Annotated in this window: 13 protein-coding genes and 1 tRNA gene; 10 read left to right on the forward strand and 4 right to left on the reverse strand. The window is 62.6% G+C overall.

Annotation, left to right across the window (positions count from 1 at the left end; genetic code table 11):
• Position 1 precedes the first annotated feature (1 nt).
• The 10 genes from CRO50_RS17240 (at position 2) to CRO50_RS17285 (ending at position 12615) form a co-directional block, all read left to right on the forward strand.
• Positions 2 to 1465, forward strand: a complete 1464-nt coding sequence (locus CRO50_RS17240; protein WP_097147177.1) for a sulfatase — start codon at positions 2 to 4, stop codon at positions 1463 to 1465.
• Between the two features lie 8 nt (positions 1466 to 1473).
• A complete protein-coding gene (locus tag CRO50_RS17245) occupies positions 1474 to 3135 on the forward strand; it encodes a glycoside hydrolase family 3 protein (RefSeq protein WP_097147178.1) in 1662 nt (553 codons plus the stop codon).
• A gap of 118 nt (positions 3136 to 3253) precedes the next feature.
• Positions 3254 to 4765, forward strand: a complete 1512-nt coding sequence (locus CRO50_RS17250) for an ABC transporter substrate-binding protein (RefSeq protein ID WP_097147179.1) — start codon at positions 3254 to 3256, stop codon at positions 4763 to 4765.
• Positions 4766 to 5031: 266 nt separating this feature from the next.
• On the forward strand, positions 5032 to 6921 hold the full coding sequence (locus CRO50_RS17255; RefSeq protein ID WP_097147180.1) for a SulP family inorganic anion transporter: 1890 nt from the start codon (positions 5032 to 5034) through the stop codon (positions 6919 to 6921).
• A gap of 70 nt (positions 6922 to 6991) precedes the next feature.
• Positions 6992 to 7975, forward strand: a complete 984-nt coding sequence (locus CRO50_RS17260) for a formylglycine-generating enzyme family protein (RefSeq protein ID WP_232617691.1) — start codon at positions 6992 to 6994, stop codon at positions 7973 to 7975.
• Between the two features lie 560 nt (positions 7976 to 8535).
• Positions 8536 to 9729, forward strand: a complete 1194-nt coding sequence (locus CRO50_RS17265) for a site-specific integrase (protein WP_097147182.1) — start codon at positions 8536 to 8538, stop codon at positions 9727 to 9729.
• A 154-nt stretch (positions 9730 to 9883) separates the two neighbouring features.
• A complete protein-coding gene (locus CRO50_RS17270) occupies positions 9884 to 10615 on the forward strand; it encodes a hypothetical protein (RefSeq protein WP_097147183.1) in 732 nt (243 codons plus the stop codon).
• Between the two features lie 89 nt (positions 10616 to 10704).
• On the forward strand, positions 10705 to 10935 hold the full coding sequence (locus CRO50_RS17275; protein WP_097147237.1) for a helix-turn-helix transcriptional regulator: 231 nt from the start codon (positions 10705 to 10707) through the stop codon (positions 10933 to 10935).
• 134 nt (positions 10936 to 11069) lie between these two features.
• Entirely contained in the window at positions 11070 to 11288 is a 219-nt protein-coding gene (locus CRO50_RS17280) for a hypothetical protein (RefSeq protein WP_097144466.1), read from the forward strand.
• A 175-nt stretch (positions 11289 to 11463) separates the two neighbouring features.
• A complete protein-coding gene (locus CRO50_RS17285; RefSeq protein ID WP_097147184.1) occupies positions 11464 to 12615 on the forward strand; it encodes a hypothetical protein in 1152 nt (383 codons plus the stop codon).
• 430 nt (positions 12616 to 13045) lie between these two features.
• On the opposite strand, the gene CRO50_RS17290 is transcribed toward CRO50_RS17285, so the two are convergent.
• The 4 genes from CRO50_RS17290 to CRO50_RS17300 all read right to left on the reverse strand — a co-directional run bounded on the left by CRO50_RS17290 (position 13046) and on the right by CRO50_RS17300 (position 16385).
• Positions 13046 to 13975 (reverse strand): hypothetical protein, encoded by a 930-nt coding sequence (locus tag CRO50_RS17290; RefSeq protein WP_097147185.1) that lies wholly within the window; start codon positions 13973 to 13975, stop codon positions 13046 to 13048.
• 40 nt (positions 13976 to 14015) lie between these two features.
• Positions 14016 to 15035: a hypothetical protein gene (locus CRO50_RS17295; RefSeq protein WP_143516952.1), complete on the reverse strand. Its 1020-nt coding sequence runs from the start codon at positions 15033 to 15035 to the stop codon at positions 14016 to 14018.
• A gap of 387 nt (positions 15036 to 15422) precedes the next feature.
• Positions 15423 to 15746, reverse strand: a complete 324-nt coding sequence (locus CRO50_RS19970) for a hypothetical protein (protein WP_143516953.1) — start codon at positions 15744 to 15746, stop codon at positions 15423 to 15425.
• A 563-nt stretch (positions 15747 to 16309) separates the two neighbouring features.
• Positions 16310 to 16385 (reverse strand) — tRNA-Thr (locus tag CRO50_RS17300).
• Positions 16386 to 16397: the final 12 nt, after the last annotated feature.

The raw sequence follows: 16397 nt of genomic DNA on the forward strand, positions 1-16397 counted from the left end.
CATGCGCGCCGTCATCGTCATGTACGATAGCCTGAACCGGCGGATGCTGCCCCCCTGGGGCGCGCCGGAGGAGCAGGCGCCGAACTTCGCCCGGCTGGCCGCACACTCGGCGACCTTCGACACCTGCTATGCGGGCTCGATGCCCTGCATGCCCGCCCGGCGCGAGATGCACACCGGACGCTACAATTTCCTGCACCGGTTCTGGGGCCCCATCGAGCCCTTCGACGACAGCGTCTACGAGATCCTGTCCCGTCAGGGCGTGCACACCCATATCGTCACCGATCACCAGCACTACTGGGAAGACGGCGGCGCCACATATCTGACCCGCTTCTCGACCCATGAGACGGTGCGTGGACAGGAGGGCGACGCCTGGAAACCCTACCTCGCCGATCTTGACCGTGCGGTGATGCAGGTCCCGCCGAAACGCGCCCGCACTCAGGACCATGCCAACCGCAAGGCCATCGACACGATCGAGAAAATGCCGCAGACCCGTGTCTTCGACGCTGGTCTCGACTTCCTCGAGCGCAATGCCGGGCAGGACGACTGGCTCCTGCAAATCGAAACCTTCGACCCGCACGAGCCCTTTTTCGTCCCCGGAGAAGAGGGGGACGACTGGCCCACCTACGGCCGCGTCACCGAAACGCCCGAGGGCGTTGCGGCGATGCAGCAGCACTACCTGAAGGTTCTGGCGCAATGCGACCGCAACCTTGGCCGCGTGCTGGATGTCTTCGACGCCCAAGGCCTGTGGGACAACACCATGCTGATCGTCTGCACCGATCACGGCTTCCTGCTGGGCGAACGCGGGTGGTGGGGCAAGAACGTCATGCCCTGGTACGACGAGGCCATCCACACTCCACTTTTCATCTGGGACCCAAGGTCGCGGGTCGCGGGCGAACGGCGCGAGGCGTTGGTACAGACCATCGACATCGCGCCAACCCTGCTGGATGCCTTCGGCCACGCCCCCACCCCGCACATGCAGGGCCAGCCGCTGGCTGCGACAATCGCCAGCGATATTCCGGTGCGCGACGCCGGGCTCTTCGGCGTCTTCGGCCTGCATGTCTCGGTCACCGACGGGCGCCATGTTTACATGCGCGGGCCCTCCGACACCGAGGCCCCCCTGCGCGAATACACCCTGATGCCGACGCGGATGCGCGGTTTCAAACCGCTTGAGGAGCTTGCCCGGGCCGAACTGCATCCGGGCTTCAGCTTCACCAAGGGGGCAAAGGTTCTCCGCATGCCGGGCGCACCGCAGCGTGGCCCCGACGACCTCTCGACCCTGCTTTTCGACCTGGAGTCCGACCCGGGTCAGGAACAGCCCCTGAACGACCCTGAGCTTGAGGCACGGATGGCCGAGCTGCTGGTCCGGCTGATGCGCGCCAGCGAGGCTCCGCCCGAACAGTACCAGCGTCTCGGACTGCCCGAAGCCGGGCCGGTCGGGGGCCAGCACCTGCACCTGAACCAATAGGAGAGATCATGCGCCTGGAAGACCTCAGCCGCCCGCCTTTCAGTCTGGACCGCGAGGCGCTGGAGTGGGTCCGGCAAACCCGAGAGGGTCTGGATGATCAGGCAGCGGCCGCGCAGCTGTTCAACCTGAACTCCCGTGGCCCCGTCGACGCGGCAGAGCTGGCGCGCTTGGCCGCTCTCTCTCCCGGCGGGCTCACCCGTTTCTTCAGCGAAGACGGCGCGGCAGAGCGCCAGGCGCTTGCGCAGATCCAGCAGCAGGCGGAGGTGCCGCTGCTCGTCTCGGCGGACCTGGAAGGCTCGCGGATGAGCCTGCCCTTCGGCACTGCCGTGCCGAACCCGCTGGCCCTGGCCGCCGCCGATGACGCCGACCTGACGACCGAGGTGGCACGGCTGATGGCGCGAGAGGCGCTCTCCATTGGCGTGAACTGGGCCTTTGCGCCGGTGATCGACATCAACGCGGCGGCGCGCAGCGCCATCGTCGCCACCCGCGGCTTCGGCTCGGACCCCGAGCGGATCGCGCGTCATGCCACGGCCCAGATCGCCGCCTTCGAGGCCGAAGGCCTCGCCGCGACGGTCAAACACTGGCCGGGCGAGGGTTATGACGACCGCGACCAGCACCTGGTGACCACGGTGAACCCGCTGTCCATGACCGAATGGCAGTCCAGCTTCGGCAAGCTCTACAGGGCCGCGATCAAGGCTGGTGCCCGCGCCGTGATGACCGGCCATATCGCCCTGCCCGCCTACCTGCGCGAGAAGGACCCTGCCACCGACGACGAGACCGCTTTTCTGCCCGCCACCATCAGCCACGCCCTGAATATCGACCTGCTGCGCGGGGACCTGGGCTTCAACGGGCTTATCGTCTCGGATGCCAGCGAGATGGCCGGACTGACGTCGGTCGTCGAGATGGTCCAGGCCAAGGTCGAGATCATCAAGGCCGGCTGCGACATGGTTCTTTTCTCTTCGGATCCGGAGGCCGAGATCCGCGCCGTGCGCGAGGCCGTCGCCTCGGGTGAGATCCCGCGAAAACGCTTCGAAGCCGCGCTGATGCGCGTGCTTGGCCTGAAGGCCTCTCTGGGACTGCATGCCGGCGCGGCACAGCCCCGGCTGGCACCAGAGGCCGAGACGGCACAGGCCATCGCCAAGCGGGCCTTCGCCAAGGCGCCGACCCTGGTCAAGGATCGCAACGCAACCCTCCCCCTCGACCCAAAGCGGCACCGGCGCATCCTGGTGCTGACACCAGGTATCATCGAGCCGATGCAGAATGCCCGCCTGTCTTTCGACCTGCCGCAGATGCTGCGCGAGGAAGGATTCGAGGTGACCGAGGCTCCCCATGGCACCCCGCTAGACCTGACGGACAAGGATCTGGTGCTCTACCTCTTCGGAGAGGAAACCCTGCTGACCCGAGGCCGCATCTTCCTGGACTGGCGGGCCCTGCACGGTCATTTCAAGCTGTCCATGGCCCGTCCCTGGCACCAGCTACCGACGGTGATGATCTCCTTCGGATATCCTTACTACCTCTACGATGCGCCCCGTGTGCCCACCTACATCAACGCCTATGCCACCCACCCCGCCATGCAGGCGGCGGTTCTGGAAGCGCTGATGGGACGCGCGCCTTTCGCCGGCAGCAATCCCGTTGATCCCTTCGATGGTGCACCGGATGCGCACCTCTGAGCGATTAACTTGACGCATCACTGACTCGATTAATTGCACTTCATCCGCATCTGTTTGGCTCGTATCACCGGCAGCAGAGTTGGTCCGGCTCATCGGCGGACCCGAAAAGGGAGGCACCATGTTCAAACTCATTTCCGCCGCTGCTCTTGCGCTGGCGACCACCACCGCTCTTGTCACGCCGGCCATGGCCGAGGTTCAGAACGACGCCGAGACTCTGGCCATCGGCGGCTTTCTCGACAACCGCACCTTCGATCGCGGACAGCTTCAGGCCTCGCACTGGGCGAAGTACTGGCAGCCGGTCTTCGACACGCTGCTGCGCATCGACGCCGAGGGCAACATCTCGGGCAACGTGGCGACGGACTACAGCTTCGCAGAGGACCGAAGCAGCCTGACCCTGACCCTGCGCGACGGGCTGAGCTTCACCAATGGCGAGCCGGTCGACGGCGCCGCAGTGAAAGCCAACATCGAGTTCCTGCAGAACGCCACCGGTCAGAACAAGTGGATGGTCGGCGGCATCAGCGAGGTCGAGGTCGTGTCCCCGACCGAGGTCGTGCTGCATATCGCAGAGCCCAACCCTGCGCTGCTCTTCGGCCTTGCGACCGTCGGCGGCGCGCTGGCCGCGCCCTCGACCCTGGGCACCGAGGAAGCCAAGACCGTTCCCGTCGGATCGGGCCCCTACGTCTACGACACCGAGGACTCGGTCGTCGGACGGCAGTATGTCTACAAGCGCAATCCCGACTACTGGAACCCTCAGGACTTCCCCTTCGAGCAAATCACCATTACCCCGATCCGTGACATGAGTGCCCGGATGAACGCCCTGCAATCCGGCCAGATCGATGCCGGCGTCGGCGATCCCCGCGCCGCGTCCGAGGCCGAAGCCACAGGGCTGACCGTCGCGTCGAACCCGAACAATTTCTTCGGCATTTTCATCGCCGACCGCGCCGGCGACATGGTTCCTGCCCTGGGCGATGTACGCGTGCGCCAGGCGATCAACATGGCTTTCGACCGCGCCTCGATCCTCAAGTACATCGACAACGACTATGGCCAGGTGACCAACCAGCCGCTGGTCTCTCCGAACGCACTTAACAATCCCGACCTCGAAGGCAGCTATGACTACGACCCCGAAGCGGCGCGCGCGCTGATGGCCGAAGCCGGCTATGCAGATGGCTTCACCGTGCCGATGCCTGAGGTGGCTTCCATGGCCTCCTACAACCCCATCGTCGAGCAGCAGCTGGCGCAGATCGGGATCACCGTGGATTGGGTCAAGATCTCTCCCACGGGCACGATCCCCGAGCTGCTGTCTGGCAAGTACCCGATGTTCCTCTTCCGCCTCGGCACCCAGACCGCCTGGGGAGACGTGCTGAAGTACATCGGACCGGACGCCCCCTGGAACACCTCGGGCAGCCAGAACGATGCCCTGGACAAACTCATTCTGGAGGCACGCAATGCGCCGCTGGAAGATCAGGACGCCGCATTCCAGGCCATCACAACCTACCTGGTCGAGAACGCCTGGTTCGCACCCTGGTACCAGATCGACGCTGTCTACTTCACCAATGACGAGGTGGACGTGGTTGTGCCGTCGCACAACATCACTCCGTGGATCTATGATTTCCAGAAGACCGGAAACTGAACCAGGGCAACCGGACCTGCACAATACTCGGCGGGGGCGGGGCAGCGAATGCCCCGCCCCGTTGCCTCCGGCGCCTGCCGCGGGCGAGGCCAGCCGGCCCTTCCCTACTCGCACGTTCGCAGCTCAGGCACCCGCGACAAGCCCCACCTTCGCCCGCATCAGCCCCACGGCCGAACAACGCGCCTGAGGCCCGCTGCGCGGCATCACCGATTTCCGCCCATCAGGGCAGATGTACCGTTAACAATTCTGATGATCCGGAGACCGCCATGGAGCCTTGGGTAGCGACGGGTGCCAAGCGCAGCATGTTCGACGAGCGTGAAAAGGCCAACTGGCGCGACAAGATGAAGGCCGGCGCGACCTCCATCCGCCGCGACCTCGTCAAGACGCCCGACTGGTTCGAGCGCGTGACCCCGGAGACGGTGCGGGCGGATGCGATCGCCGGTCTGACCGGCGCCACCCTCAGCCTGCCGCAGAGCGTCGCCTTTGCCGCGATCGCCGGCCTGCCCCCGCAATACGGTTTCTACACTGCTCTGGTGCCCCCCGTCGTCACCGCGCTCTTCGGATCCAGCTGGCACGCAGCGGCCGGCCCGGCGACGGCGATTTCGGCGCTGGTCTTCGGCGCGCTGGCCGGGGTCTACACCCCTGGCTCGCCCGAGTTCATCTCGGCCGCCATCGCCCTGGCGCTGCTGGCCGGCATCTTCCAGCTCCTGATGGGGCTGATGCGCCTCGGCAGCGTGGTCGATTTCGTCTCGCACTCGGTGATGATCGGGTTCGTCGCCGGGGCGGCGGTGCTCATTGCGTTGAGCCAGCTCAGCGACGTTCTGATGGTTCCCCTCCCCCGCCCCGAGGACCCGGGCGCCTATGTCATGGCGCTTTGGCACGGGCTGCCGCAGGCGGACCTCAGGGCGGTCTCCATCGCGCTTCTTGCACTGAGCGTGGGTTACACGATCCGTCGTTTCCTGCCGCGCTGGCCCAACTACCTGCTGGCGCTTCTGGCGGCCACCGGCCTCAGCCTGGCCTACGGTGGCGCGGACGCAGGCCTGCACACGGTCGGCGCCATCGACGCGGTGATACCCACCCTCGCGCTTCCGCACTTCGAGGAGGGCCAGTTCCGCGCCGTTTTCTCGGGCGCGCTGGCCATCGGTGTCGTCGGCCTGCTGGAGGCCATGTCCGTGGCCCGAGCGCTTGCGGCCAAGTCCGGCCAGATGCTGGACGGCAACCGTGAGTTCGTCGGTCAGGGCCTTTCGAATGTCGTCGGGTCCTTCTTCCAATGCTACCCGTCATCGTCGTCCTTCACCCGCTCGGGCGTGAACTACGACGCCGGCGCGCGCACCCCGCTTTCGATGATCTTCTGTGCCACCTTCCTGTTGCTGATCCTGCTGTTGGTGGCCCCCTATTTCGCCGAGGTCCCGATTGCAGGCATGGCGGGGGTCATCATGCTGGTCGCCTGGCGCCTCATCAACTTCCACGAAATCCTTCACCTCGTCCGAACATCCACCGCCGAGACCCTGATTGCCGTCACCACCTTCCTGACCACCGTGCTGGTGGCGCTGGAGTTCTCGATCTACGTTGGCGTGATGATGTCGCTGGTGCTGTTCCTGCGCCGCATCGCCAGTCCGATCATCGCCGTCTCCGCCCCCGATCCCTCGACACCGGGCCGTACCATCAAGGGGGCCCGCCTCAACCACCTTGACGAATGCCCGCAGCTGATGATCGCGATGCTGGAGGGCCCCTTCTACTTCGGCACCGTCGAAGCCATCCGGCGCGAGTTCATGCGCTTCGAGCGAGAGCGCCCGTCACAGAAACACATCCTCTTCTCCATCGCCGGCAGCGGCGAGGTCGACCTGCCTGCCGCCGAATTCCTGATCGAGGAGGATCGCCGACGCGAGGCACGCGGGGGCTCCCTGCACGTCAAGCTGATGACCCTCACCTCCTTCGAGAAGCTCGCGCGTTTCCAGGTCTTCAAGGCCCTCGGCCGAGAGAAGATCCACCTGTCCAAGCGTGACGCGCTCGAGCAGATCGTTCCACAGCTCGATCAATCGGTCTGCGCAACCTGCACCCGGCGGATTTTCAAGGAGTGCCCCGTCGCCGACCGCCTCGACGCCGAGGAAACGCCTTCTAACACCCCCGGTAAAGACGCGCCTCAGACAGGCTGATAAGGCCTTCTGCAGGCCGCCTTGCCGCGACCGGGCGAAAGGCCAAGACAAGACAGAGCGGAGAGTGATGATGATCCAAAAGAGCGAGGGCCGTTGCTGCGGCGGAGGGCGCAAGCCGGACGGCATGCGCAAGGATGATGCCAGCTACATGGCCGCCGCTCTCGCCGTTCCGCGTGCGGCCCCCGAAACCAGGCAGGACCTGTCCGCGGCGCTGGTTTCGATTCCAGGAGGTCACTTCGAGATGGGCACCCGTGTCTCCCGCTACGCCGACGACCTGGACAGCCCGCGTCGAAAGGTGAAGGTCTCGGGCTTCCGCATCGCCGATGCGACGGTCTCGAATGCCGAATATGCCCGCTTTGTCGCAGAAACCAGCTACCGCACCGTCAGCGAGGTCGAGGGCTGGAGCTATGTCTTCCATCTGCAGCTTGCGGATCCGACGCTCTGGCCCGAGCACCCGCCGGGCCTGCCCTGGTGGCGACTTGTCCTTGGCGCCTCATGGGCGCAGCCCGAGGGCCCAGGCTCAAGCTGGGAGGATCGCGCGGATCACCCGGCGGTGCATCTGACCTGGTTCGACGCGCTGGCCTATGTGACCTGGGCCGGGCTACGCCTTCCCCGCGAGGCCGAGTGGGAACGCGCCGCCCGCGGCGGGCTGGTGAACAAGAAATTTCCCTGGGGCAACAAGCTGGTGCCCGAGAGCGGCTTTGCCATGAATACCTGGCAGGGCGATTTCCCCCATGAGAACTCTGCCGAGGATGGCTACATTGGCACCGCGCCGGTGCGTAGCTATGCGCCCAATGGCTACGGTCTATACAACATGACAGGCAACGTCTGGGAGTGGGTTCAGGACTTCTACGGCCCCCGTCCGGCGCCCTCGCGCCTGCCCGAAAAGGACCCGACAGGCCCCGAGGCGGGCAGCGCCCGAATCCAGCGCGGCGGATCCTTCCTCTGCCACGTCAGCTATTGTGACCGCTACCATGTGCATTCACGTACCCGGAACGATGCCAACAGTTCGACCGCCAATTGCGGTTTTCGAGTGGCCTCCGACGCTGGATAGCTTTCACGAGGTGGCACAAGCCGCGCCGTTCGGCAGCGCTTCGGGCAATAAAGCAGCGCAACTACCCCAGGACCTCGGTTCGCCTCAGGGCTTCCTGTTGGGTCTTCCCCAGAGTTTTCACAAACTCCCCTTGGCGAATGAAAGGCTTTAGTGCCTTAGGTACGACCCGCCGATAGAGCCAATTGCCGTTCCGAGGGTCCTGCTTCTGGTATTCCACAGTCAAATTCCGCACGCCCAAATTCTCCGACATGGCTACGGACATGGACACACACAGGCAATCCCAGAAGGGAACACCATATAAAATCAATCACTTAGGTGGATATTTATGGTGGCCCCACACGGACTCGAACCGCGGACCCACTGATTACAAACATGCTCCTGTGCATTTTCCTGGGTTTCGCCCATCTACGCCCACCGACCCTAAATGCATGTTCCTAAACGTTTTTCCTTGAAACGCCTTACGCCGACATCGCATCCAGTTCCCTGTAATTCGCTGCTTGCTGCTTCCTCCATGCTTCCATGGAAGCGGTCAGAAGCGCGGCCAGGGAGAGGGAAACGCCATGCCGAAGTTGACAAAACGCACCGTCGAAGCGCTGCCCATCACCGGACGCGACTACATCAGTTTTGACACCGAGGTTTCCGGCTTCGGCGTCCGCGTCACGCCTGCCGGTCGCAAGTCCTATCTGATCCAATACCGCAATGGCGGACGCACAAGGCGGCTCACCTTGGGCAAGCACGGAGCCCTGACCGCCGAGGCCGCCCGCAAGCTGGCCGTGCAGCGCCTGGGAGAGGTCGCCCATGGGGAAGACCCCTCTGCAAGCCGGAGCGAGCATCACCGCTCCCCAACCGTGGCTCAGCTTTGCGAGCGGTTCATCCAGGACCATGTGTCGATCCGCTGTAAGCCCAGCACCCAGTTCGACTATGAGCGGAACATTGAACGCCACATCCTCCCTGCCTTCGGCACCTTCAAGGCGGTGGATGTGCGCCGCGCGGACGTGGCCGCCCTGCACCAGAAGCTGAGCCCGACACCGCATCAGGCCAACCGCGTCCTGGCGCTGCTGTCGAAGCTCTTCAACATGGCCGAGCTTTGGGAGATCCGCCCCGATGGCTCCAACCCCTGCCGCCTCGTTCCTCGCTACAAGGAGAAGCCCAAAGAGCGCTTCCTGGGAGAGCCCGAACTGATGCGCCTGGGCGATGTGCTGGCTGAGGCCGAAGAGACCGGCCAGGAAAGCGTCTTTGTCGTGGCGGCCTTCCGGCTGCTGCTGATGACCGGCTGCCGCCTCTCCGAGATCCAAAAGCTGCAATGGTCCTTCGTCTCGATGCACCATCTGCTGTTGCCCGACAGTAAGACCGGCGCCCGGCGCATACCGCTTTCGCCCGATGCCAAGGCCGTGCTGCATCGCCTGCCCCGCGACCCTGAGAACCCTTACGTGATCCAGGGCAAATTGCCGGGCAGCCACCTGACGGACCTGCAACACCCCTGGCAGCGCATACGTAAGGCGACTGGTTTGCAGGACGTGCGCATCCACGACCTCCGGCACACCTATGCCTCTTACGCGGCGATGAACGGGGTGGACCTGCTGACCCTGGGAAAGATCCTGGGCCACTCGAATTACCAGACGACACAGCGTTACGCGCATCTGGCCGACAAGGGCGTCTGCGAAGCGGCCAATGCGGTATCCGGCATGATGGCGGGCGCATTGGGCACCACGCGCCAGCCGCCCGGACCGGCGCGGCTTAGCTTGGTGCGGTAATCGAGGTGACCGCCTTCAATGCCCCGCGCCATTCCTTAAGGGCAGTCGCGTGCCTTATGTAACGTAATGGCTACGGCACCGATATTCCTGGCCTATCGGCGTTTCGCTCAGCGCGTCAGCGCCTAATGTCATGCCTTGGGAAGAGGAGGGAATCTTGAAGCAAACCCGCAATGAGATCCTGCGCGATCTGTGGAGCAAAGGCATATGGCTGCAAGAGGCATGGCGCGCATACGCCGCTGAGGAAAAGCTGAACCGGCACCGGGCGCTTTACGCCAAATCCGCGATTGAAATGCTTGCCACAGCGCCGCAACCCGCAGAAGACGCTTCGCCTATGGCCAAGTTTGGGGCGCTCTTCAAAGGCCCTCAGGACTTGCTGGCCGAGCGCGCCGAGGTCGACAGGGACATGCAGGATGATCTGCGCCGCTTCCTCTACACCGGGCAACTGGTCGCTCTGGGGTTTGAGCCGCCCCGCAAGGAGGCCTCATCCCCCCTAGAGATCCCAGCCGCCTATTGGCCAAAGACACACAGCCCTAGCTTGACCCAATGGGGGGCGAACACGCTTAAACACGCCTCGCTGATCTTTGTGGATGTCCGCATCGTTTCGCGGCCCCAATTCGACGCGGCGCTCTTACCGGCCTCCGCTGCCCCCGTTCAGACGGGCCGCCCCCCGGTCAACAAAGCGATCAAGCGGACGTGCCAAGAGCTGATCACCGCCGGGAAGATCGACACAAGCCTCTCGATGAAGGCGCACTATCCGATGATCCGTGAACACCTCGCTCAGCGCGGGATCGACCTGCCCATCCCCCCGGAGGCAATCAACGACGAGACGATCAGAAAGACTTTTTCACCTCTTTTCAAAGACTTGAAGGAAGCCAATAAACAATAAAATCTGCGGGACTTTATTGTCCTATTGGTTGGATTGCTGCCTGGGCATGTTCGGTCGCAAGGCAGACAACGAAAGGACAGCCCGTGCAGATGACGACCGAAAGCCCCTCCCCGATCACCCCGCCTGCGGAGTACTGGGAGGGCTTCATTCCCGAAGGCGACGCCGCCGACTACCTGTGCCAAAGCGTGCGCACCATTCAGAAATGGCGCGTCACCGGCGCGGGCCCCGAGTTCTACAAGTTCGGGCGTTCCGTGCGCTACCGCCGCCGCGATCTGCGCCAATGGGTCGAAGACCGCCGCCGGGCGCACACCTCTCAATAATCCAGTTTTGCCCGCGCTGAGTTGGCAGCGCAGCGCGGGATTTTGGGGCCGGATGGCTTCATCAGGGGCGCGAGATCTGCGTGAGCTCGCGCCCTTTCCATGTCTGCTGCCCAGCCAATGAGAAGGACATCACCATGGCAAACCAACCCGCAAAGAAGTTCCGCCTGGGGCTCATCACCGCCACCATCTGGGACAATGATGGCTTCTATTCCATCGACCTGTCCCGCTCTTACCGCGACGACACGGGCACCTGGAAGAACACCACCAGCTTCCATCATTCCGACCTGCTCAATCTGGCGAAATGCTCTGAACGCGCGGAAGCCTGGATCGGACGGCAAGTCAATGACCGCTGATGCAGCAGGCCGGGCCACAGCCCGGCCCCAAAACAAAAGCTGCCCCGCCGGAGGCACCTTCAAGGGCGCACAGCGCCCGCCCCTCCCCGCCGGAAACGAAGCGCCCCGCCCGGGGAAAAGGGGGGTGATTGTAGCACCCCCCTCTAGAAATACAGACGACACAAGAGAGACCCAAATGCAGATCGTTCATGCTGGCTTCGACAAGTTGGACCTGTCGGTTCAAGCCAATGTCTCCCCCGCCCTCTTTGCGGCCCTGGAAGCCGCCCGGGACGAGGCCGAGGACAAGCGCGCCGATGTGCCCTTCAGCTATGGTGGAACCGACTTTGATATCCTGCCTCATGGCGGCAGTGGCTACCGCTTCATCCTGCGTATGGGGGCCGCTGACGCCCATTGGTTCATCAAGAAGCCCAATGCGAAAGACCCCTGGGGCCTCCGTATCTCTGTGGGCTCGACCATGCTGGCGACCCAGGGCCTAAGCGTAGTGCGCGACCACCTAGACAAGACACTCGCCCGCCTGGGCATCCTCTATGAGCCGCATCAGATCAGCATCGCCCGCGCGGACTTCTGCGTCGATATCCTGGCCCCTGGCTTTGAGCTGTCCCCCGAGCGCTTCGTGATCCACAGCCACACCAACAGGGCCGACTACCACGCAGAACCAGAGGACAAGCGCAGCAACGGCAAGTCCGGCCTCTATACCTCGGTCACGGTCGGCAAGTCGCCTGGGCGGCAGGTCATCATCTACGACAAACGGCGCGAGGTGATCGAACGTAAGAAGCCGATCTGGTGGGATATCTGGAACGCTAACCGGATGCGCCAGGGCCAGCCACAACTCGACCCCGAGGACCGCAGCCTGGATCTCTACCGTATCGAAGTTCGCGCCGGGAAAGACCTGCTCAAGGACCGCTGGCAGATCCGCACCTGGGAGCAATTTGACGCCCAGTTCGGGGACGTGGTGGCCGAGGCCTTCGACAAGATCCGTTACTGCGAGCCCGACCCCACTGACAGCAACCGCGCCCGCTGGCCGCTGCATCCGATCTGGGCGCTTGCTGCGTCTATCTGCGAAGAGAACCTGCTAGGGATGCGCACCTACCTCGACCCTGAGCATGTGAAATACGTTCATCGCGAAGAGCACATGCGGCTCATCCTCGCGCAGATCATCGGCAATGCTATCACCCTCGCCGCCCTGGACGGCATCCAGGAGGACGGGTTGGAGGACTACCTTGGATTTACGCTCGCAGACCGCATGACGAACGCTATCCGGGCGGAACCCGAGCGCTTCGGGGCCAAACTGGAAGCGGCGGCGGGGCGGTATCGGTTCGAAGCCTGAGCGGAGAAGGTGCGGAGGAAGGGCGGGGCCGTCGCGCAGGGGATGCGGGGCGGTTTTGCGTTTGGGGTGGCGCGCGTGCGAAGAGATTGCGGGGCAGATACGGGCACATTGCGGGAGAAAGCGGGTGGAATGCGAACACTGGGCGCTCTCTGGGCGACCTGCTTCCGTGCACTCAAACGACAGCTATGCGCAGAAAGAGGGATTTGCAAAGTTTGGGCGTTTGCCGACAGCGGCCATTCGTTCAGACTGCGGCGAGCGGCGGCTGTGAGCCCACTTTGGCCGATGTTGCGGAGTGCGCCAACGTCCGCTTTGAGGGATGTGACTGACGACGAGAATTGCGGCGTGCCGGCCGTAGAATTCTCACGGTCCGCACTTGATGCATGGTGAGATACGCCAAGTAAGCATGATAGCTCCTTGTCCAGGACTGCCATCAACGCTGCGGCATCGGCACATCCGGCAAAGCGGGCGGGTCGAGGCTACAAAATGTGGCGCGGAACGCATCGATTCCGCTGTCCGATGCGGCAAAAGTCGTGTAAGCCCTGAGATCAGGAGACAGGATCTCGGCTGGTACAGGCATTGGGCCCGGCAGCCCGTCGATTGGGGATTGGGGAACCTGCAGTTCAGGAAGCACCGGGCCCAGTTCGCCGATAATGGGCAATTCGTAGTCGAACGCGGGTGGGCCAATGGATGGCTCATCCGAGATTTCGGGGCTTCCGAGCCAGGGACGCGGCCCAAAGAAGAACTGGGACCGGAGCCGGTTTACCGCCCATTCGAGTTCAGGCTGCGCTATACAGGAGGCCGCGATGCGGTCGGCTTCCTGCTGCTGGCCCGTCAGAATCGCGCCACGCTCAGTACGAGACCGGATGCGGTCGGTGGCGGATAGAATCTCGCGTGCGCAGTCCGCGGATGTTCCGCATAACGGACTCGCCTGTATCGATTGGAGTAGGAAGCGGTCGCCATACAGCCTTGCCGCTTCTTCTGTGGACAGACAGGTAGCATTCGGGTTTGGCTGGAACGGTTCCGGGACAGCTACAGTCAGAGTGGTAGCCAAGCTACCAACAGGGCGGTTAGTCTCGGGCGCGGATGAGGGGTCTGGGTCCTCGGCTAATGTGCCCGGCGGGGCGATGCACGCGGCGACGGCCTCCAACAAACCACTGTCCATGGCCTGCTGGTCGGACGGAGCGTCCATCGATGGAGGCAGTGCGATAGGCCGTCCGCAAAGCAAATCGACGATCATCGCATTCGACGACACGCCTAGGGCAAGGTCCTGCGCGATATGACATAGTCCGTCATCATCTGGGCATCGCGTGTGCAAAATCCGCATCCGAATCTCGCTGTCTAGTACGCCGCCTTGCAGCATCTCCTGATCGGTACATTGGGGATCGTCTGGCGCCCCTGCCTCAGCACATGGGGAACGGCGATGTTCGACCCAGCACGCTGGCATCCCAGGCTGAACGTTCCCGAAAGCTTGTGTAGGCGGAGGCTCGGCATTCGGCGAGGGGGGGGGCATTCAACGGTGAGAAACCAGTCTGCTGTATGCACTCCGCGATTAGCAGTTCGGCGGGCCTGAAGGATTCTTCGACAGCACGCTCCAGACAAGCGATGTCACCGTCACAAAAAGCCTCTGGCGCAGGACGGCAGGAGTCGTCGTCATTGCACTGCACTTCGATTGCGGCTTCGACCGCACGGCGTGCCGTGTCACGCGCTTCCTGAGCGCTATCACGTGCCGCTTCGACGGCGTCTTCAGCTTCAACTAGAAAGTCGGCATCTGCAGCCTCGAGAGCCTCATCCGAAAGGGCCGGTCCTTCGCCGTTCCGGATGCGCAACGTGATGTAGGCGTCGTCAAAGGATCCGTCTGGGAAACGACCCTGCAAATCACGGATAGTGGCCAAATCCCCGCTTAGCGTGTCTGTCAGGCGACTTAGATCAGCGGCTTGGCGCCCTAGCGCTTCGATCCGCCGCTGTTCCGCTGAGTTCATTTCTTGCCAAATGTAAAGGGTAAGCCCAACGGAAATGAGGCCCACGAAAAGACTTGTCGCCCCGACCGCACCAACTCCGGTCGGTTCGACCCCGTCGACCAAGTCGATGACTTGTTGCTGGCGCGCCAACACTTGGCCGATGTCAGCCTCAACCCCTAAGGCGGATGACCCGAGACCTGTTTCAGCCATCGCGTCGGCCGCCAGTGCGCAAGAAGCGCCTTCTCGGCGCATCTGGCGTAGTTGTCGCTCGCGTCGCTCGACCGGAGTGTAAGCAATAATGCTGCCATTCTTCACCGCATCGTGTCTGCCTCGCTCCTCCGGCCCCAAGCAAACGAGCTCGGCATCAGGGTCAGAAAGGCGCTGCTCCATCCGCTGGCGGTACGCTGCTTCGTCTAGCGACTGCATGGTCAGGTCTAAGTCATCTGCTGTCAGGCCGGTCACGTTACCCATCTGAGAAGCAATGCACGTGGATAGGGCATCGTTCCCCAATTGCTGCGCGGAGGCGTGGCCCTGCAGCACAACGGTCGCAGACAAGATGTAGGGTAGAACGCAATTTTGGCGCATGAGCGAAATCTGAGTTTGAGCTATGCCGACACATTAACCAGTTTAACAGCAGCAACTTAGACGGCATCTTTCACTCTGAAATGCTCGTTTCCAACAGGTGCGGTCAGCTGCAACGCGTTCTGTCAAGGTTCCGCTGCCAGCATGTTGGAACATCCACGGAATTTGGTTCGTTCCAGACCCTCTCCACGCATAGGGGTATGTCAAAACTCAATCGTTTCTGTCACCGGCAGAAAGGACCGTTTTTGGTGCGCACGCCAAGTTCTGCTAAGCGGGGCTTTCCGTAGTGGGTCGATCGCGAAACCAAATCACAATCCCGCAGATAGCCACAAAAGAAAGAACAGCGTCTGCGAGGTTAACGAGGTTCGTGAGCTCAAGGCCACCGGTTAATGCGCTAAAGATATCGAAAATGCAAAACAATAAAAATGCAATCGCTACCCATGCATATTCTCGTCTAATTCCTATGTAAAAAACATATAAAAAGCTGACATTTGCCAAAACGGAGATGAATGGTGAAAAGCCGACCCTATCTGGCGACATTCCGAAAAGTACCAGCATCATCAGGCCTACAAGAACGTGAAGCCCGATCATGTATCTAATTGCTTGGAGAGTAAGAGACACAAGTTTTTCCTATACCGACTGTACGTAAGCCGTAAGACACATGCGGCGACTTCATAGGACCTAGAGATCAATGTCAACAAGGGCTCTAGCCGACCTTCGCGGCATTTGCACAGACCGCTCAAAAACGACCGTTTTTGACATGGCCGAAACCGCCAAAGCCGACCTTGGCGCAACCGCAGCGAAACGGTGCTTCGTTCGCAGTGTGGCAGTCCCTGAGGGGAACAACGAAGGTCTGCTATCGCAAATTGGCGTGGAGGGCCATGGGTCCGCTCCGGGCTGGCTCCGGTCATTCGCTGCGCCTGGCGTGAAGGTCTGCTTCGGGCTGATTGTGGATGATCTCGCTCGATACTCCAGAACTCGCCTGTCTATCCGCACACTCCCTTCCTGCCTGCACGCTCAGCCAAGCGCACTGTTGCACATCTACCGCAGCAGATTCCTCCGCCTCACTGCTTCCTTAGTGCTTCCGCGCGCCAAATCGCCCGCCCCAAAGAACAAAGGGGAGCGACGTAAGCGCATGATATTAAAGTGAAAAATGGTGCCCCCACACGGACTCGAACCGCGGACCCACTGATTACAAATCAGTTGCTCTACCAGCTGAGCTATAGGGGCAGTTCCTGCCAT

The organism is Pseudooceanicola antarcticus (genome assembly GCF_900215355.1).
Lineage (GTDB): Bacteria > Pseudomonadota > Alphaproteobacteria > Rhodobacterales > Rhodobacteraceae > Pseudooceanicola > Pseudooceanicola antarcticus.